At 66.7% G+C, this 20,148-nt stretch carries 12 protein-coding genes; 8 read left to right on the top strand and 4 right to left on the bottom strand.

The features are described 5' to 3' along the window. Positions 1 to 149: 149 nt before the first annotated feature. Positions 150 to 1,250 (top strand): LacI family DNA-binding transcriptional regulator, encoded by a 1,101-nt coding sequence (locus ACODR1_RS16720; RefSeq protein ID WP_488881458.1) that lies wholly within the window; start codon positions 150 to 152, stop codon positions 1,248 to 1,250. Here ACODR1_RS16720 and ACODR1_RS16725 read toward each other — a convergent pair. Genes ACODR1_RS16725 through ACODR1_RS16735 form a run of 3 tightly spaced genes read right to left on the bottom strand, consistent with a single transcriptional unit; the run spans position 1,247 to position 4,643 of the window. Then, positions 1,247 to 2,179 (bottom strand): ROK family protein, encoded by a 933-nt coding sequence (locus ACODR1_RS16725; protein ID WP_488881459.1) that lies wholly within the window; start codon positions 2,177 to 2,179, stop codon positions 1,247 to 1,249. The genes ACODR1_RS16720 and ACODR1_RS16725 overlap by 4 nt on opposite strands. After that, positions 2,176 to 3,363, bottom strand: coding sequence for a glycoside hydrolase family 88 protein (locus ACODR1_RS16730; protein ID WP_488881460.1), 1,188 nt, complete (start codon positions 3,361 to 3,363; stop codon positions 2,176 to 2,178). The genes ACODR1_RS16725 and ACODR1_RS16730 overlap by 4 nt, the downstream gene beginning before the upstream one ends. Positions 3,364 to 3,365: 2 nt before the next feature. Continuing rightward, on the bottom strand, positions 3,366 to 4,643 hold the full coding sequence (locus tag ACODR1_RS16735; RefSeq protein ID WP_488881461.1) for an oligosaccharide MFS transporter: 1,278 nt from the start codon (positions 4,641 to 4,643) through the stop codon (positions 3,366 to 3,368). Positions 4,644 to 4,906: 263 nt separating this feature from the next. On the opposite strand from ACODR1_RS16735, the gene ACODR1_RS16740 reads away from it, so the two are divergent. The 7 genes from ACODR1_RS16740 to ACODR1_RS16770 all read left to right on the top strand — a co-directional run bounded on the left by ACODR1_RS16740 (position 4,907) and on the right by ACODR1_RS16770 (position 18,488). Further along, positions 4,907 to 6,340, top strand: coding sequence for a glycosyl hydrolase family 28 protein (locus ACODR1_RS16740; protein WP_488881462.1), 1,434 nt, complete (start codon positions 4,907 to 4,909; stop codon positions 6,338 to 6,340). A gap of 19 nt (positions 6,341 to 6,359) precedes the next feature. Beyond that, positions 6,360 to 6,650 (top strand): GntR family transcriptional regulator, encoded by a 291-nt coding sequence (locus ACODR1_RS16745; protein WP_488881463.1) that lies wholly within the window; start codon positions 6,360 to 6,362, stop codon positions 6,648 to 6,650. Between the two features lie 394 nt (positions 6,651 to 7,044). Next, complete coding sequence (locus ACODR1_RS16750) at positions 7,045 to 9,849, top strand: TonB-dependent receptor plug domain-containing protein (RefSeq protein ID WP_488881464.1); 2,805 nt, start codon at positions 7,045 to 7,047, stop codon at positions 9,847 to 9,849. 88 nt (positions 9,850 to 9,937) lie between these two features. Then, entirely contained in the window at positions 9,938 to 12,289 is a 2,352-nt protein-coding gene (locus ACODR1_RS16755; protein WP_488881465.1) for a hypothetical protein, read from the top strand. Between the two features lie 16 nt (positions 12,290 to 12,305). Next, positions 12,306 to 12,968, top strand: coding sequence for a putative 2OG-Fe(II) oxygenase (locus tag ACODR1_RS16760; RefSeq protein ID WP_488881466.1), 663 nt, complete (start codon positions 12,306 to 12,308; stop codon positions 12,966 to 12,968). A gap of 84 nt (positions 12,969 to 13,052) precedes the next feature. Further along, positions 13,053 to 15,365 (top strand): heparinase II/III domain-containing protein, encoded by a 2,313-nt coding sequence (locus tag ACODR1_RS16765; protein ID WP_488881467.1) that lies wholly within the window; start codon positions 13,053 to 13,055, stop codon positions 15,363 to 15,365. Positions 15,366 to 15,590: 225 nt separating this feature from the next. Continuing rightward, on the top strand, positions 15,591 to 18,488 hold the full coding sequence (locus tag ACODR1_RS16770; protein WP_488881468.1) for a TonB-dependent receptor: 2,898 nt from the start codon (positions 15,591 to 15,593) through the stop codon (positions 18,486 to 18,488). Between the two features lie 61 nt (positions 18,489 to 18,549). Here ACODR1_RS16770 and ACODR1_RS16775 read toward each other — a convergent pair whose 3' ends face one another. Continuing rightward, entirely contained in the window at positions 18,550 to 20,028 is a 1,479-nt protein-coding gene (locus tag ACODR1_RS16775) for a glycosyl hydrolase family 28 protein (protein WP_488881469.1), read from the bottom strand. Positions 20,029 to 20,148 lie beyond the last annotated feature (120 nt).

Consider the following 20,148-nt stretch of genomic DNA (forward strand, 5'->3'; position numbering starts at 1 on the left):
GCAGTCTAGCGAAGACCGGCCGGATAAGTCCAAGCGAGAGCGCGCCGGCGCTCGATATGCGGTTGCAGGCCGAACATCCGTTTTTGCGCTGGCGTGGAATGCGCGCGCCGCTAGGATGTATTGGTATCGTAAACAATGGTGGTGTGTCGTTGAAAAGTCCCCGCAAAGCCAAGGCGGCCGAGCCGTCTTCCGCGCGTGGCCCGGCGCCGGTCGCGAGGCCTGGCCCCAAGACGATCACCATCCATGACGTCGCCCGCCACGCCGGTGTCGGCTCGATGACCGTGTCGCGGGTGATCCGAGGGGCGGGCAATGTCAGCGTGGGCATGCGCGAGAAGGTCGAGGCTTCGGTCCGCGCGCTGAACTATCAGGTCAATGTCGCCGCCCGCGCCACGCGCTCGCGCTCGGCGGCGGCGCGGGTGGGGATCCTCTACAGCAACCCCAGCGCCTCCTATCTCAGCGAGATCATGGTCGGCGGGCTGGAGCAGAGTTCGCGACTGGCCAGCCACCTGATCCTGGAGCGCTGCGAGGGCCTGGCCGGGCAGAAGCAGGCGGTCAAGCGCCTGCTGGCGGCCGGCGTCGACGGCGTGATCCTGCCGCCGCCGCTTTGCGACTCCCGCCAGACCATCAACATGCTGCGGGCCGAGGGCGTCACCGTGCTGGCTCTGGCCACCGCCCGGCCGATGATCGACGTCTCCAGCGTGCGCATCGACGACTTCGAGGGCGCGCTGGCCATGACGCGTCACCTGATCGCCCTGGGCCACCGCGACATCGCCTTCATCAAGGGCGATCCCCAGCACACCCCGACCGAGCTGCGCTACGAGGGCTTCCTGGCGGGCATGTCCGAGGCGGGGCTGACGGTGCGGCCGGAGTGGGTGGCGCAGGGCCTCTTCACCTATCGCTCGGGCCTGTCGGCGGCGGAAAAACTGTTCGAGGCGCGGCTGCGCCCCAGCGCCATCTTCGCCAGCAACGACGACATGGCCGCCGCCGCCCTGGCCGTGGCCCACGGCCGCCAGATCGCCGTGCCGCGCGACCTGACGATCTGCGGATTCGACGACACCGCTGTCGCCACCACGGTCTGGCCCGAGGTGACGACGATCCATCAGCCGATCGCCGAGATGGGGCGTGCGGCCGTGCGACTGATCGTCGAGGAGATCCGCGCCAGGAAGACCGGAAGCGATCCGGCCCCGGTCCACCATCTGCTGCCGTTCACGCTGATGGACCGGGATTCGTCAGGCCCTGCGCCGCCCTAGGCGGCCGGTTCGGCCAGGAGCTGGCGGGCCTCGTCCAGGCTCCACAGCCGCGCGGCGCCGCGCACGCCGGAGGCGTCGCCCCAGACGGCCGGCTTGATGCGCGTGCTCCAGCGGTCGGCGAAGACATGGCGCGCCACGAGCTCGGGCAGGCGCTGGCAGACCTCGGGCACGTTCGACAGGCCGCCGCCGACGACGATGGCGTCGGGGTCGATGATGTTGCACAGCACCGCCACCGAGCGGCCCAGGCGGTCCATCAGCTGGTCGAAGGCGGTGGTCGCCGCCCGATCTCCGGCCCGCCAGGCGGCGATGATCTCTTCGCCGTTCAGGGTCTTGCCCGTCGTCGCCTCGAAGTCGCGCCGCAGGCCGGTGCCCGAGACCCACATCTCCAGGCAGCCGTTCTGGCCGCACCAGCAGCGGGGACCCTCGCGCTCCTCGACGGTAGGCCAGGGCAGGGGCATGTGGCCCCACTCGCCGGCGATGCCGTTCTCGCCCTCGATCAGCTTGCCGTCGACGACGAGCCCGCCGCCGCAGCCGGTGCCCAGGATGATGGCGAACACCACCCGCGCGCCCGCGCCGGCGCCGTCGACAGCCTCCGAAAGGGCCAGGCAGTTGGCGTCGTTGGCCAGCCGCACCGGCCGCTGCAACGCCTCGGACAGGTCTTCGCGAAAGCGCCGGCCGTTCAGGTACAGCGAGTTGGCGTTGCGCATCACGCCGGTGGCCGGCGAGATCGAGCCCGGCGCGCCGACGCCTAGCGTGCCCCGTGCGCCCAGCTGGCGCTCCAGTCCCGTCACCAGGTCGCGGACGGCGATCAGCGCCTTGTCGTAGTCGCCCGGGTTGGGAACGCGGGCCTTGGCCAGCAGCTTGCCGCTGGCGTCCAGGGCGGCGGCCTCCACCTTGGTGCCGCCGAAATCCACGCCGATCTGAATCACCAGTAGGGCTCCCAAACCCGGGTGAGGCGGACCAGCGCCTCGAGGAAGAAGTAGTCGCCCCAGATGCAGGCCTCGTCGACGCCGACACGGTTGGGCATGTGATAGACGCCGTGGGCGAGGATGCCGGTCCCCGGCTGGCCCAGCGGCAGCAGGTAGCGCTCGCCCAGGGTCTCGACCATCGCCAGGGCGGCGGCCTCGTAGGTTTCGCGGTCAGGATCGGCCAACGGCAGGGCGCGCGCCAGTTCCAGCAGGCCGCAGGCGGCGATGGCCGCGGCCGAACTGTCGCGCTCGGCGTCGGTGAACACCAGGTCCCAGCAGCAGACCAGATCGTCCGGCAGACGATTGAGGAAGTAGTTGGCCAGCCGCGCCGCCAGGTCGATCAGGCCGGGATCGGCCTTGTAGCGGTGCACCAGCGGAAAGCCCGAAACGCCCCAGGCCTGGCCCCGCGCCCAGCAGGACGTGTCGCTGAAGCCCTGGTGGGTGCTGCCGCGCAACGGCGCGCCGGTCCTGGGATCCATATAGAACGTATGGAAGGTCGAGGCGTCGGGCCGCACGATGTGCCTGGCGGCCTGGGCGATGTGGCTGTCGGCCGCGATCCTGAAGGTTGGATCGCCGGTCTCCTCGCTGGCCCAATAGAGCAGGGGGAGGTTGAGGTTGCAGTCGATAATCATCCGCCCGGCCTGCTCGGGATCGGAAAGATCGCCCCAGGCCTGGATGATGCCGGCGGCCGGCAGATAGCGGGTCATCAGCCGGCGGGCGGCGGCCAGGGCCGCCTCGCGACCGCTCATGCTGCCCGTCAGCTTCCAGGCCGCCACGCACGACAGCGAATAGAGGAAGCCCAGGTCGTGGTGATCGACATTGACCTCGCGCTCGATCCGGTCACGGAAGCTTTCGACCTGGCGTTCGGCGGCGAGGCGATAGCGGGTCTCGCCGCTGGCCTCCCAGGCCAGCCAGAGCATCCCGGTCCAGAAACCGTTGGTCCACTCGGTGTTGTCCATCGGCGCATAGATCCCACCCTCGCTGGAGGGCTTGGGGAAGGCGTTGGTGAAGAGGTCCAGGCTGGCGTCGATGCGGGCCAGGACCGCCGCCAGGATGGCGTCGAGCTTGGCTCGGTCAGGGCGCGGGCGCGCCAGGATTTCGTCGGCGCGGAGCAGCGGCTCGCGCGGGGAAGCAGATTGGGACATCGTCAATTGACCTTGGCCACGTCGCCGCCGCCCAGGTCGGCTTGCGCCAGGGCCGGATCGGGCTCGGCGTCCTTGGCGGGCGGGGTTTCACGCGGGGTGGGGGAGAGGGCGAACACCGAGGCGACCCAGAAGGCGGCGGCGAACAGGGCGATCAGCAGGTAGGTGTTGGGGAAGCCGATCAGGTCGTAGCTCTTGCCGACGATCGGCGACAGGATCGCCAGGCCCAGCGAATGGCCGAAGCTGACGCCGACCAGATAGAGGGTCGAGGCCAGGCGGCTTTCGAAGTGGAAGGCGATGTAGCGGAAGATCGACACCACCAGGATCGGCAGTTCCAGCGAATGCAGCATCTTCATCGCCGAGATCGGCACGGGGCCGTGCACGAGACCTGAGCCGGCGATGCGCACGATCATGATCGCCGCGGCCAGCAACAGGCCGTTCTTGGCCCCGATCCTGTTCACGACGAACGGCGCGACGAACAGCATGCCGGCCTCGAGGAAGATCTGGGCCGAGTTCAGATAGCCGAACATGGCCGCGCCCTGCTTCGGGTCGGCGAAGTGCGAGGCGTAGAAGGCCGGGAACTGCTGGTCGTAGACGAGATAGAGGTTCGTCACGCCCAGGATCAGCACCATGAAGCCCCAGAACTTCGGCAGCTTGAAGATCGCCATGGCGTCGGTGGCCTTCAGGGCGCTGGAGCTTTCGCGCTCGTCGGCGCTGGGCTCGATCCTGGCGAAGGCCAGCAGCGGCAGCAGGATCAGGCCCGCGCACGAGGCCAAAGCGAAGTTGTAGAGCGGGTCTAGGTTGAACAGCCGGCCCGAGAAGAAGGCGGCCGCCGCGAAACCCAGCGAGCCCCACAGGCGCGCGCGGCTATATTCGAAGCCGTACTTGCGGCCCACGCGGTCGACGAACGACTCCAGGGCGTAGCTGCCGGCGATGAAGGTGACGCCGAGATACGCCCCGCCGGCGATCGCGCCCAGCAGGAGGTTGGTCTTCAGCAGCGGGCCGTAGACGAAGGCGAAGAAGGCCCCGGACAGCACGACCAGTCCGCTGATCAGCCAGAGGATGGTCTTGCGCAGGCCCACCTTGTCCGAAACGAAGCCGTACAGCGGCTGGGAGATCATCGCGAAGATGAAGTTGGCGGCGAACACCACGCCGGTTTCGGCGCCGGAAAGGCCCAGGGTCCGCTTCAGCCACAGGGCCAGCAGCGAGATGCTCATGGCCTGGGCGAAGAAATAGAAGAAGAGGAAGGCGCTCAGCAGCGCGTAGTTCTTCCTGATGGCCATGCGACACCCTCCCGCGCCGGCCGCGCTGCATGGCGCGGCTGGTCCGACCTTTCGGTCTTAGACTGATCTGATAACGATACCAAGTGCTTTTGGCTTCGTTCTCGCTCGCTGGGCCGGGGCTTGCGCGAGTGATATGATATCGATATCAATATTCGTGTTCGAGCGATCCGCAAGGTTTTTCGACGTCCTGGCGTCGATCAAGAGCTCGATGCCGAAAACAACGACGCCGCCGGACGGGCAGAGCGTCGCCTGGGGAGGAGTTCATGATGGGGTTCACAGCGCGAAAAGCGTCCTGGGCGGGACTCGCCGGCGCCGCGGCGCTTGTCGGGCTGGCTGGATCGGCCCGCGCGGCCGACCAGGCTGACGCCTCGGGCCTGCACGTCTATCCGCTGCCGCCGGGCGGCCTGTTCTACAGCATGCACAACGACACCTTCACCGTGCGGGCGCGCAAGCCGGGCGGGCCCTGGCGCGACCTCTACGAATACACCGCCAAGGTCGATTCCGACGGTCCCAGCGACGTCTCGGTGGTGCAGTTCGACTTCGAGGGGACGGTCGAGATCGGGGTGCGCAAGAACAACGGCGACTTCAAGCGGGTCGAGGTGCGACCCGCCAGCAAGGCGATCAAGCACAAGGTCGAGAACGGCGTCGTGCTGTTCACCATCGACAAGCCGCAGAACCTGTCGGTCGAGTTCGACGGCGATCGCCTGCACAACCTGCACATCTTCGCCGGCGCGCCGATCGCCCGGCCTGCGCCTGGTCCGGATGTGGTGTTCTATGAGCCTGGCCTGCACGCGCCGCCGGGCGGGGTGTTCCCGGTGAAGTCGGGCCAGACGATCTATGTCGCCGGCGGCGCGATCCTGCAGGGCGTGTTCAAGCCCGAGAAGGTTCAGAACGTCCGCATCATCGGTCGCGGCATCATCGACCGACCAGCCGACCAGCTGGTCGTGCAGGACTCCAGGAACGTAACCGTCGAGGGGCTGACCTTCCTGACGCCCAAGCACGGCACCATCGCCTGCGCCTCGTCCAGCAACGTGACCTTCAAGGATATCAAGACCTTGAGCAACGGTTCGTGGTCGGACGGGGTCAACGTCTTCGCCTGCAGCGACGTGACCGTCGACAAGGCCTTCATCCGCACCTCCGACGACAGCGTCGCGGTCTACGCCACCCGCAAGTTAGGCGTCGGCGACACGCGGCGGGTGAGGGTGCGTGATTCGGTCTTCTGGCCGGACGTGGCGCACGCGGTGTTCATCGGCCTGCACGGCGACACCAAGGCCCGTAACGTCCTGGAGGATCTGCGCTTCGAGAACATCGACATCCTCGGGCTGGACGAGGACGATCCCGAGTACCAGGGCGCGCTGGCGATCAGCGCGGGCGACGACAACACCGTCCGCGACGTCCTGTTCGACGATATTCGCGTCGAGCAGATCGAGGAGGGCAAGCTGTTCAACGTGCGCACGGTGTTCAACGCCAAGTATGGCACGAGCCCGGGCCTGCTGGTCGATGGCGTGCGGTTCAGGAACATCCGCTTCTCCGGCGCCGGCTGGCCCAGCCCGTCGACGATCTCGGGCTTCGGCCCTGACCGTCCGGTCCGCAACATCAGCTTCGAGAACGTGACTGTCGGGGGCAAGCGCCTGAAGGCGGCCGATCCCGCGGTGATCGAGATCGGGCCCAATGTCGAAGGCGTGAGCTTCAAGTAGCGGGGGAGGGCGACGCGGCATGGTTCAACCATCCGTCTCGGGCGTCTGCTGGGCGCCGCTGAAGCGCACCGGGCGCGTGGCGCTCTATCGCCAGCTCGCCGACCGGCTGCGGGCGGCGATCCTCGACGGCGAGCGACGTCTGCCGACCGAGCGCGAGCTGGCCAGCGGCTTCTTCGTGGCCCGGATCACCGTCAGGGCGGCCCTGGATCTGCTGGCGGCCGAAGGGCTGATCTCCCGTCGTCGGCGACATGGCACGATCGTGCGAGACCGCGCGGTCGAAGCAGGCGCGAAGTCCGGTTTGCTTATGTAATCGGCTCCTAACGTCTGACTGTGGCGCTACGTTGGAAATGCATCCTTGGGTGGTTGCGTCTGAGGCCTGTGCTTTGGAGCCATATCAAGTCGCCGTTGTTCAGGCTCGGGTGTTTCGCGCGCCTATGTGGGCGGCGCATTGCCAGTAATGGCCCGGTCGAATGCTTCAGAAGTCAATGTTGCGAATCCCGTTGACAGGCTTCGAAATGCGCTGGTATCGATAACAACAAGCCGGTCGGAGCGCTGCGCAGCGCGCTCGAGAACGACAACGCGATCGGCCAGCCGGGGCGAGGTTCCGGCGCAGAACGAGATCGGACCAAAGTCCGAAAGGGGAGGATAGGATGGGTGGTCTCAACCCTCAGCGCGGTCGTGGCCGCGCCCTGCAAGTTTCTCACATGGTCCTGGCTCTGGCCGCGGGCGCCGGCGCGCTGTCGGCGACCGCCGCGTACGCCCAGGCGACCGCGACGCCGGCCGCCGACAAGCCGGTCACCGTCGAGAGCACGGCCGTCGACGAAGTGATCGTCACCGGCGTGATGGTCGGCACCGCCGCCAAGAAGGCCAATGTCTCGTTCTCTGTGCTGAACGAGGACGACATGAGCAAGTTCACGCCGATCAGCGCTGACGACATGCTGCGCGACATGCCCGGCGTGGTGGTCGAATCCAACGACGGCGTGGCCCGCAACGAGGTCTTCACGCGCGGCATGACCATCGGCACCGGGGCCAACACCTCGGGCTATTTCTGGACCACGATCCTGGAGGACGGCCTGCCGGTCGTGCCGTTCAAGTTCAGCGGCTTCCAGGACGGCTACTTCTACCGCGCCGACATCTCGACCAGCCGGGTGGAGTCGGTGCGCGGCGGCTCGTCGGCCACCGGCGTCACCACCTCGGTGGGCGCGACCTTCAACTACATCACCGGCAAGGTGAAGCCGGGTGCGGTGATCCAGACCCGGGTCGGCTTCGAGGGCGAGGACCTGCACCTGTCGTGGAAGCAGGTCGACGGCGCCTATGGCTGGGTCAACGAAGCCGGCGACATGGGCGTCGGCGTCAGCGGATTCTATCGCCGCTCGAGCGGCCAGGTGGACCCGGGCTTCGACCTGAACCACGGCGGCCAGTTCCGGGTGAACCTCTACAAGGACTACAACACCGACAATGGCGGCGGCTCGTTCAACCTGGTCTACAAGCATCTGGACGACACCAACGCCGAGCTGACGACGTTCCAGCAGCCGACCTACGGCTACCAGAACCCGCAGGAGATCCCGGGTTTCGGCCGGGACGTGAACCTGTTCATGAACGGCGGCAAGCAGACCGTTCCGAACTACTTCAAGCCGGGCAGCCACACGCTCGATCCGTCGGACGGCTACCGCTACAAGCAGGACGCTCTGTCGCTGCGCTGGAACCACGACATCGGTGAGCGCCTGACCTTCACCGGCGCGGCGCGGATCCAGAAGTCGACCTATCGCGGCCAGTCCTACAAGCCCCAGCAGCTGGCCTCCCTGGCCTCGGCGGCGGCGACGCGCGAGCGCTTCGGTCTCAACATCAACAACCTGGACCGCACGCCGGGCTACTACGTCTTCACCAACGCCGCCGGCCAGGAAGTGGCCCGCGTCGCCAACAACGTCGCCGGATCGCAACTGGGGACCAACTACCGCACCGGCGCGGCCTGTCCGCGGGTGACCTTGGCCACCTGGCAGAGCAACAGCCTCTGCATCGTCGGCAACACCTTGCCCAACCGCAACATCGACATGCGGGGCGGGGTGGTCAATGGCGTCACCCTGCCGGCGGAAAGCGCCACGCAGGACCTCGTGCTGCTGACCCGCGCCGAGGACAACTACCGTGAATCCGTCGACTACATGGGCAACTTCACGGCCACCTATCGCGGTGAGACCTGGAGCATCAACGGCGGCCTCTATCTGTCGCGCTCCGAGCAGGTGAACGACAACTGGGCCAACGGCCTGGGCGTTTCGGCCTGGGCCGACGGCCAGGTGCAGAACCTGAACGTCAAGTACGTCACCCAGAACGGTACGAACTATCAGCTGACCGACGCCGGCGGCTGGGGGTCATACGGCAGCGGCCTGTTCACCACCGTCTCGCAGCGCGCGCGGATCATGGAGCTGTCGCCCTATGCGGGCTTCGCCTGGTCGCCGACCAAGCACTGGGACTTCAACGCCAGCATCAAGTACCAGTATTTCCACGCCCGGACCTATTCGGAGACGTGGGATACCCGCAATTCCGGCGCGGCGTCGCTGACCAACGGTGGCCTCGATGGCGATCCGCTGACGGTCTACGACAACGTCTACATGACCAAGACGCCGGCCAAGGTGATCGGCGCCGACAAGGATCTCGGCCTGGTCGATTACAGCGTGGCGCTGGGCTACAACTTCAACGACAAGCACAAGATCTATTATCGCTATACCGACGCCAAGCAGCCGTCGTCGGGCGTTATCAACCGCTATTCGACCGCCGCCACCCTGGTGCGTCCGCTAGGGCCCACGGCCTACATCAAGGGCCACGAGTTCGCCTATACGTTCGGCGATCGCCGCTTCAACGGCCAAGTGACCTATTTCTACCAGAACTTCGCGGTGAACGATTATCCGACCGGCATCGACAAGGACAACGTCTCGACCTATCTGCTGCCGGACAACTTCAACAAGTATTTCACCCGGGGCATCGAGACCTGGGCCAAGTGGCGGGTCACCAAGAACCTCGAGTGGAATCCGTCGGTGACCTTCCTGAATGGCAAGACCACCGAGGCCTATGTCTGGCTGAACACCGGAGCGAACGGTAACGGCGCGGACGACGACGTGCTGCGCATCGACGCAGGTCTGCTGGCGCGCTCGCCGAAATGGACGCTGAGCAACACGGTGTCCTATCGCTACAAGGATTTCCGCCTCAACGTCCGCCATCGTTGGATGGACGAGCGAAAGCTGAACACCAATTCGCTCGACCACCGGTTCCTGCCGGCGCAGGACAACCTCGATGTCTCGGTCCAGTATAGCGGCCTGAAGAAGACGATGGTCACGCTCGACGTGCGCAACGTGCTCGATAAGGCCTACATCTCGGCCTACGACCCGATGATCAGCACCAACCTACCCACCGGCGTGCAGGTCTACGACGTTGTCGAGCAACTGCCGGAGTCCGGCTACCTGGTGAAGCGCAACGCGCCGCGGTCGGTGTGGCTGACCGTCCGCAAGGAGTTCTAGGGCTCGCCCGGAACCAAGACGCCCGGCGGGCGAGGGTGTCGCGCCCTCGCTCGCCAGGCCTATCCCAAGCATCACGAACGAGGGGCGCATGACCCGTCATCGGCTGATCCTCGGCGCGAGCGCTCTGCTCGGCCTTCTGGCGACGCAGGCCAGCGCGGCCACACCGCTCATCGACAAGCTGGTGTTCGGCGACCCGGTCTCCGAGGCCGCGCACGCGGTAGACGCCTCGGCGGCCGAGCGCATCGAGGGCGGCCTGGGTCTCGCTGCGCGGCGGCTGCCGCCGAGCGAGCCTGGCGGGCGGTTCAGCGGCGATCTGAAGTTCCGGCTTGCCGTCGATCCGGCCATCCAGAACTACGCCTCGATCCGCCTGTGGGGCGGCGACGTCAATGACGGCAAGCTGACCCTGTTCTGCGAGGGCAGGCAGGTCGGCTACCGCCACCTGGGCGACGTCGAGATCCTCGACATCGGAACCCAGGCGCCGCCTTTCGCCGGGCGCTTCACCTATCGCACCTTCCCGCTGCCGATCACCTTGACCAAGGGAAAGGGGGCGCTGGACTGCGCGATCCGCGCCAGCGGACCCTACGCCGTCTATACCCAGCAGTTCGAGAGCTTCCAGAAGCCGATGGGCCAGGCCTCGCGGCCGGTCTATGCGCTCTATGTTCACGCCGACCCGTTCCTGGACAGCGGCGATCTCGCCGGCCAGGCGCCGCCGCCGGCGGCCGCGCCATCGGCAGGGCCCGAGGTGCTCGACGATCTCAAGGCCCGCGTGAACCGCGAGATCGACCGCAAGCTGGCCCAACCCGGCCCGCTGAACGTGCTGGAGGTGCAGTTCCTGGCGCGCGCGGCCAGTCTCGAATGGACCAAGGCCCACGCCAATCCGGCCGTGGCCCGCAAGGTGATCGAGAGCGGCGACGCCTTCTACGCCCGCTTCCTGGCCGATCCGAAGAGCGTCTATGTCGACGCCAGCCGCACCAACGCCGATTGGGACGCCATGGGTCCGTTCGGCAAGGCGCTGCGCCTGCTGCAGGCCGATGTCGCGCCCTATCTCGACGCGCCGGTCGCGGGCGTGGAGCGCGTTTCGACGCGGCGCGGGGCTTATGCCCGGATGCTGAACGCCGGGCTCGGCTACATCCAGACCCATCGCCGGCTCTACACCAACCAGTCGATGATCGTTGATCTGGGGATCTACTGGAGCAACGAGGGTCTGCGTTCGCTGAGCACTCCGCTGGCCCGGCCCGAGCCGGCGATGCGGCGGTTCTTCTACGAGTCCATGGGTCTTACGCCCTGGACCGGCAGTCTCGACGAGGCCAGCAAGCCGACCTATTCCAGCGCCGCTGCCGATACCGGCAGCTTCCGCTCGGCCGACGACTACAGGCTCTTCACCAAGGCCGGGCTCTCGAAGGAACTGGGCTTCGTCGGCAGCTACGGCGAGATCCTCGACTGGGCGACCAGCATCTATCAGGCCACGGCCACGGCCGCGACGCCGGGCGGGCAGGGCGATCCGGTCCTGCGCGACCAGCTCTTGAAGATGGCCAGGGCGCGGATGGCCTTCCGTTATCCGGGGATCGACACCGAGGGCGCGCGCACCATGCTGCTGGAGGCGCCGATCGGCTGGCGCGACCCTGTCTATCCGGGCGCGACGACCTATGTGCAGAAGTCCGGCTGGGACAACACGCCCTTCAATGTCGCCGTCGCCACGCGCGACCCGCAGCTGATGGCGATCGCCCGCCAGGCCCTGGACGATGGTCAATACTACGCCGTGCTGCGCGATCGACTGAAGGACAAGGGTCAGCGCACGACCATCGGTTTGCTCGACGCCTATGATGAGTGGCTGGCCGTGACGGCCTGGCCGAAATCGGACGTGAAGCTGCCGATGACGCCGGGCCAGCCCGACTTTGTGTTCGCCGATCCCGAGGATGGAGTGGTGGCGATCAAGAACGGTGACGAGGTGCTCTACGCCTCGCTCTACTGGCGGGCCAATTGCGGGGTGAACCGCCTGGCGCGCTTCCACTACCAGACCCCGACCGTCGATCGCATCGCCACCATTGCTGGCAGAGTGGACTTCGAGCCCAGCGGCAAGACCTGCGTGCGCCGCGCCACGCCGCACATCTCGGCCGGCTCGATCCCGATCGTCGCCTATCCGGGCGAGGCGCCGGCTGCGCTTGAGGGCGAGGTGTTGCCGGTGGCCAAAGGGCCGCCAGAGGCCCGCTACAAGGACCAGGACAATCCCTATGCGGGCCGCGGCTACTATTACGAGGCGACTTACGGACCGTACCTGATCGCCATGAACGCCAGCGCCGACAAGGCGATGAGCGTCACGTTGCCGAAAGCGGAAAAGGGCAGGGTGGACCTCGTATCCCGGCGCAAGATCGCGCCGGGCGCTGGAACGCTCAGCCTCGCACCGGGCCAGACGGCGGTGATCTACGCGCCGTCGCGATAGCCAGGGGAGAGCGGCCATGAGCCACGACCACGACCTGCGGCTGGTCGCGCCGTTCAGCCCGACGATCATCAAGGCAACCATGCCGCCGGGCGTGGTCGAGCGCCTGAACGCCCGCATCGACGAGATCGTCGCGCGTCAGGACGAGGTCGCCGCCCGTGACTGGTCCGCCCATCTGGCCGGCGCGGTCAGCACCGAGATCCGCTTTACCGACGTGATCCGCGAAACGGTCGAGCTGACCGATTTCCTGTTCGACGTGGCCCGCACCTACACCTACCGGTGCGAGAACGCCCTGATGCACTTCAGCGACTACGAGCGCACCGAGGAGCTCGAGGCGAAAAAGCTGCGCATCGAGATCAAAGAAGGCTGGATCAACGACATGGTCGCCGGCGACTACAACCCGGCCCATTTCCACCAGGGCTGTCTCTATTCAAGCGTCGGCTTCCTGCGCGTTCCACCCGGTTACGAAACCGAGTTCGCGGCCGACAAGGCCAGGCAGAACACAGCCGGCTGCCTGCAGTTCATCGACAGCCGCAGCGCCGTTGGCGTGAAGAACCTCTTCACCGTCAAGCCGGTGGTCGGCGACTTCTACCTGTGGCCCTCGTGGATGCTGCACTGCGTCTACCCGTTCCGCAGTCCGGGCGTGCGGCGGTCGATGGCGATCAATCTCGCCCTGGCCTAGCAGGGTGAGCGCGGAGCCGCTTGCGCCCTAGAATGATATCGATATCATAATCTGAAGTCACAAGAAGCGTATGGGGAGAAGCGCGTGAAGAGCCGAGCAAAGCGGATGGTGTCGGGCCTGGCCCTGGCAAGCTGTCTCCTGGCCGGGACGGCCGGTGCGCAGACCCTGAAGTCTGGACATCCGTACCTGACCTTCAGCGACGCCCACGTCTCGCAGTTCAAGGCTCGCGTGGCCGAGGATCCCGACGCCAAGGCCGCCTGGACCAAGGCTCGCGCCGACGCCGACGCGGCCCTGACCCGCAAGCCTGCCAACGACCGCGAGCTGAACGCGGCGCTGATGGGCCTGTCGCTGACCTATCGCATGACCGGCGAGCGCAGGTACGCCGACCGCGCCAAGGCCCTGCTCGACGTCTATGCGAACCGCGCCAACTGGGTGACGGACAAGCCGCTGCTGGCCCGCAGTCCGGTCTGGAACTCCGATCTCGGCATGGGGACCAGCGCCTACACCTACGGGCTTACGTTCGACGCCATCCATGACGCCCTCAGCCCCGCCGAGCGCGACCGCCTGGCCAAGGCCCTGGTCAAGGGCGCGATCCGCCCGACCCTGAACGACTGGATCGACGGCAAGGAGCGGATCCACAGTCTCGACACCATGGGTCACAACTGGTTCAGCCACATCGTCTTCGGGGCCGGCGTGGCGGCGATCGCCATCAAGACCGAGGAGCCGCAGGCCGACGCCTGGATCCGCCGCATCGACGAGGCCGCCGAGGAGTGGGCCAACTACGACGGCAGCGCCATCGAGACCAAGCCGGCGCACTTCGCGTCCAACGGGGCCTTCGTCGAGAGCATCAACTATGCCGACTTCGCCGCCGAGGGCTATCTGCGCTTCAAGCGTGCGTGGCTGGACGCCTTCAAGGAGCGGCCGCCGGCTACGCCGCGCCTGTCGGGGCTGGGCGATTACTTCATCCAGAACCTCTACCCGACCACCGGCGGGTTCCTGTCGACCAACTTCGGCGATGGCAATCCGACCTCCAGCGGAGCCAGCGCCATCGCCAACCTGTGGGCCACGGGCGACCAGCAGTCGCGCTATCTCTGGTACTTGAACACCGTGCGTCCCGACCCCAAGCAGGACGTCTTCGCCGAGCCGGAGAACATGGTCCAGTGGCCCTCGGCCAAGGCCCGCGCATCGGTTGGCAAGGGGCCGGGTCTGCCGACCAGCTGGATCGACAGCGACCTGGGCGCCGCCACGATGCGCTCGTCCTGGGCGCCGGACGCCACCTTCCTGGCGCTGCGCTCGGGCTTTACCTGGAACCACAACCACGCCGACGCCGGCAGCTTCATCCTCTGGCACAAGGGCAAGCAGCTGCTGATCGATTCCGGCAACAGCAGCTACGCCCGGCCCGAGTACGACGGCTATTACCGCCAGAGCGTGGCGCACAACGTCGTCACCCTGGACGGCAAGGCCGAGCCGGAGAGCAACACCTACAACGGCTCGCATTTCGTGGGGCGGGTCGACCACCTGGTCGACGCTGGCGACCTGCGCTTCGTCTGGGCCGACGCCACGGGCCCCAATGCCCGGACCTTCGAGCGCAAGTACCGCAGCTTCATGTGGATCGGCGATGTGATCCTGGTCATCGACGACCTCAAGGGCTGGGCGCCGGGTCAGTTCGAGTGGCTGATGCACTACGAAGGCGAAGCCAAGCGCCAGGGGCAGGTGGTCACCGTCAGGAACGGCGAGGCCGAGGTCGCCGTGCGGCCGCTGTTCCCCGAGACCCTGCCGGACGCAGGCCTGTTCACCGACTATCCCGAGCTGATGCGAATGGCCGAGGGGCGGGGCCTGAAGGATCACGCGCCCGACGAGGTCCAGCCCTATCTGCGCCTGCAGGCGCCGGGCTTGACCGACCGGACCAAGTTCGTGGTCGCCCTGACGCCGAACGGACCCGATCCCGCGCCCAGGATCGAGAAGGTCGAGACCAAGGACTGGCTGATGGTGCGTATCCACCAGAGGGGCGAGGTCACCGAGGTCTATTTCAACCTGCTGGCCGACGGCCGCATCCGCCATCGCAACGCCAATGCCGATCTCGGCGGCTGGCAGACCGACGCCTACATCCTGGCTTTGACCTATCCGGAGGGCGGCAGCGCGGCCAAGCCGCGCCGCTGGTTCGTCGCCGACGGCAGCTATCTGCGCCGCGACGGCCGGGTGGAACTGGACAGCCTGTCCAAGGCCTTCGTGGTCAAGGACAAGGCGGGGCAGGGCGTGGAGGCCAGCATCCAGGGCCAGCCGACCTACGCCGTTCGCCTGGCCTGCGAAGGCGCACGCTCGATCAAGGTCGACGGCGTCGCCAAGGCCTGCTCGGGCGACGTGGCGCTGGCGCGTCGATCGTCGCCGCCCAACTGAACGTCAATCATCGCATTTGTCTGACAAAAGCTCTTGTCAGCGATCAATGATATCGATAACAATATTATGTGATTGGGATAGATCGCCGCTCAGGCGACGCCCCGATCCGGGAGTGAAACAGAGAGGGCGCGCCAAGCGCCCGAGCCAACAGGGAAAACCCGCCTCGCGCGGGATCTGACGGGCCGCGCCGGCTTATCGGGCGTAGGCTCCGCAGGAGGGGAAGCCATGAAGTCCGAAGTTCAATCGCGTCTTTTTCTGACCGCCTCGACGCTGGCCGTCGCGCTGGGCGCGTTCGGCGCCGCCCACGCCCAGACCGCGCCGGCTGCGACCGCCGACGAAGCGGTCGAGGAGGTGGTGGTCACCGGCATCCGCCAGAGCCTGCAGTCGGCCGTGCAGGTCAAGAAAAACACCATGGAGGTCGTCGACTCCATCCGCGCCGAGGACATCGGCAAGCTGCCCGATCCCAACGTCGCCGAGACCCTGACCCGCATTCCGGGCGTGCAGGGCTACCGTTACGGCGGTGAGGGCGCCTCGCCTGTGGGCGCTGGCTCGGGCCTGACGATCCGCGGCCTGTCGGGCCAGACAGCCTCGCAGGTCGACGGCCGCTCGTACTTCACCGCCGGCGGCAGCGAGTTCAACATCGAGGCCGCCATCCCCGGCATGATCGCGGGCCTGGACGTCTACAAGAACCCCTCGGCCGAGCACATCGAGGGCGGCATCGGCGGCCTCGTCGACATCAAGACCCGCCGTCCGCTCGACCTGCCGAAGATGTCGGGCAGCGTGGCGATCTCCGGCCGCTACAACGACATGGTCAAGCAGATGCAGCCCGAATACTTCGGCCTGGTCTCGCACAAGTGGGACGTCGGCGACGGCGAGATGGGTCTGCTTCTGGGCGCCAACTACCAGAAGAGCTGGAACCGGTCCGACAACGCGCCTGGCCCCGGCGGGACCAACCTGCGCCGCGTGGTGCGCGCTGACAGCGCCGAGTACGCCGGCAACAGCGCCTACAACCAGGCCTATGCCGGCCGCAGCGACATCGCGTTCCTGGCCGACGTGGCCAATCCGCTGGCCCTGACCGCGGCCGAGCGCGCCAACCTGGTCAACATGGCCGGGGTGCAGATCAACGTGAACGAGGAGGACATCCAGCGCACCCGCAAGGGCTTCGCCGGCGCCTTCCAATGGAAGGTCCGCCCGGGCCTCGAGTTCTATGTCGACGGCAACTACAACGCCTACCTCTACCACCAGGGCTATCGCTTCCTGAACGGCGCCGACAGCCGTTACGTCCAGGGCCTGGCGACCACCCCGTTCAGCACCACCGAAGGCCTGGCCAACCGCAACGCCAATGGCGGCGAGGACGCGGTGCTGGCCGGCCAGCGCTTCAACAGCGGCACGTTCCTGGGCTCGAGCTTCTCGTCGATCGGCGGCGACGAGCACCGCATCTACAAGACCTGGATCGTGGCCGGCGGCGCCAAGTGGTCGCCGACCGACACCCTCGACCTCAAGGCCGACCTTTCCTACGTGAAAGCCGACCAGCACCAGGACAACCGCTCGGTGACCATGACCCCTCGCGCGGGCCTGGGCTGGAACGTGAGCCGCCAGGTCGGAACGCCCCAGACCCTGTCGATCAGCGGGCCGGACCTGTCGAACCCCGCCAACTGGGTGCTGCTGAACTACGCCAACGGCACCAACAACGTCTATGACGACGCAGGGCTCGCCGCCCAGTTCGACGGCAAGCTGCGCATCGACGACAGCTTCATCAAGGCCGTGAAGTTCGGCGCGCGCTACTACCGAAAGAAGTCGAAGTTCTACAACTACTCCTTCAGCGGCAAAAACCTGACCACCGATGGCCTGGCGCTGGCGGCCAACCAGTCGAACGGGATCCTGGCCTCGACCGTGCAGGACCTCGTCGCCGGCTCGCACACCAACTGGTTCGACGGCGAGGCCGGCTATTCGGGCGGCTTCCTGACCTTCTCGCCCGACGCCCTGCTGGGCGACAACGTCCGCAACCGCTTCGCCCTGGCCGGCATCCCGGCCGAGGACTCGCTGCCCGAGGTGCTGCTGTCGCGCCGCAAGGCGGTGGAGGAGACCCTGGCGGGCTATGGCGTGGTCGACTTCGCCTTCCTGAACGACCGCATCCGCGGCAATGCCGGCGTGCGGGTGGTGCGCACTGATCTCGACGCCGAGGCGCGGGTCACCGACACCACCGGAGGAACTCCGGTGATCGTCGCCCGAAGCCAGGGCAACAGCTACACCGACGTGCTGCCGACCCTGAATCTCACCGGCTACATCCAGGACGACCTGCTGCTGCGTTTCGGCTTCGGCAAGGGGATGACCCGGCCCAGCGTCGGCGACATCAACCCGACCGTGGTCGTCAACCTGACCAGCGGCACGGGGAGCCAGGGCAACGCCAACCTGCAGCCGCTGCGGGCCTACAGCTACGACCTGTCGCTGGAGAAGTATTTCGGCCCGACAAGCTACGTCTCGGTCGCGGCCTTCTACAAGAAGGTCGACGGCTTCCCGATCGGGGTCGAGAGCTGCCAGACGGTGGCGACCTCGCAGCCCTACAGCGGCGTGACGCCCAACAACTGCCCGACCGGCCAGTTCCGTATCACCCAGACCCAGAACGCCGACCCCGGCTTCGCCAAGGGCGTAGAGTTCGCGGCCCAGACCTTCTTCGACTACGACTTCTTGCCTGAGGTTCTGCACGATTTCGGCGTCCAGGGCTCGTACACCTGGGTCAAGACCGAGTTGCCGCTAGGGGCGATGAAGGTGCGCCAGCCGTTCCAGTCCGACCAGAACTGGAGCCTGGCGGGCCTCTACGATAACAAGAAGGTCTCGGCGCGCCTCGTCTACACCTACCGCTCGGACTACGTGCTGTTCGGGATCTCGCCCAATCCGATCGATGGCCGCTACCTGAAGGGCTATGGCCTGCTCGACGCCTCGGTGAACCTGAACCTGCGCGACGACCTGACCCTGTCGCTGACGGCCTCGAACCTGACCAACAAGGCGCCGATCCGCTACGTCGGCGAGCCGGACGGCGGCTACGACACCGACATCCTGCGCCAGTATTTCATGAACGGCCGGGTCTACGGGATCAGCCTGCGCTACAAGTTCGGCGGCTGACCGTCGCCGCATAAGTCCCGCCTTGGGGCGCCGTCGACGACGGCGCCCTTCTTTTTTGCGTTCAGCGGAAGGAGAGGCCCGAAACCTCGCCGCTGACGGCGATGTCGCCATCCTTGGCCGACTTCACCGGCTTGCCGCCGATGGTCAGGTTCTCGATCGTCACGTTCTTGACCGCCGTCTGGGGCGACAGGCCACGGATGATCGACAGGCTGGGCATGCCCTCGCCGGCGTAGGCGACGTTCCGGATGCTCAGGCCGTCGATCCCGCGCCCGGGCGCCTTGTTGTAGCGCGGGTTGTTCCCGGCCACGATGTTGATCAGCTTGCCCTCTTCGATGCGGTCGACCCGCACGTTGCTGAAGGTGATGTTGCGGATCAGCGTGCTGTCGCCCGAATAGGCGGCGATCGCCCCCTCCCAATCCGGATCGTCCTCGTCGAGATTGGCGACGTCGATGTTGTCGAAGGTCACGTCGCGGATCGTGCGCGGATCGGCGTTGTCGCCGAAATGGCCGATATAGAGGGCGTGGGCGACGTCGACCCACAGGCGCATGTTCGAGACCTGAATGTCGAAGGTGTCGCCCGGTGGGTTCGGATCGGGGATTCCGGTCTGGGCGGCCTTCTGGCGGCAGATCGGGCAGTCGGCCACGGCATAGACCACCACGGCGTCGTCCGAGACCCGCAGGTAGCCGTCACGCACCTTTACGTGGCGCGAGGTCGAGATGTTGATCCCGTCCGACCATTTGCCAGAGGTGAAGCCAGTCAGTTGGCTGACCGCGACGTTCTCGGAATTGCGGATGTTCATCACCCGGGCCGCGTCCTTGCGGTCGCTGTTGACGATGATCAGGTCCGAGACTTCGACGTTCCTGGCTTTCTCCAGGTCGATCGCCCGGCCCGGATCCCACAGCAGGCCGCGTCCCGAGATCTTCACGTCGCTGACGCCATTCAGGTCGAAGGCGCCTTTCAGCACCGCGCCGCCGTCCATGTAGACATGCTGGCCAGACTTGACCGGAAAGTGGTCGAGGCCCGCCGGCGGGACGTGAAGCCCAGGTCCGAAATGGACGATGTCGCCGCCGGTCGGACGGGGAGGGGGCGGGGCGCCGGCCACGATGTGCAGGTTGCGCAGGCGGTCATCGTCGAACTGCAGGGAGAAGCGCTCGGGCCTGGTCAGGGTCATGCGCAGGATCGAACCCTGGCGCTGCGGCTTCACCACGCTCGACAACGGCGCGACCGAGACCTCGGAAAAGCGGCCGTTGTTCTTCATCACCTCCAGCTCGACGGTTCCGTCGAAGTCGAAATAGACCAGCGAGGCGTTCTGTTTGGTGTCGGTGTCGACCTGCACCCGGTACTCGTAGAGATCGCGCCATTCGCCGCCGGGCGTGCGCACCCGCACGGTGAAGTCGTCGTTGTGCGCCACGTACATCAACTGCGGCGGGACCGGATAGGTCAGCAGCGTGTCGGCCGTGGCCGCGCTCGCGACGGTTCCAAGCAGCATGGCGACGAGCGCGGTGGCGGCGCGGCGGGCCGGGTTCTTCTGTCGGCTCATGTTTCCTCCCTAGGATCGCGGCAGCATCGATCATTATGATATCGATATCAATAACGCCGGCATATGTGACGAAGCGTGACGGGAGGGAACCGTCGCTTTGACGCATGGGAACGGTCTTCC

It is taken from the genome of Caulobacter sp. FG7, assembly GCF_057808875.1.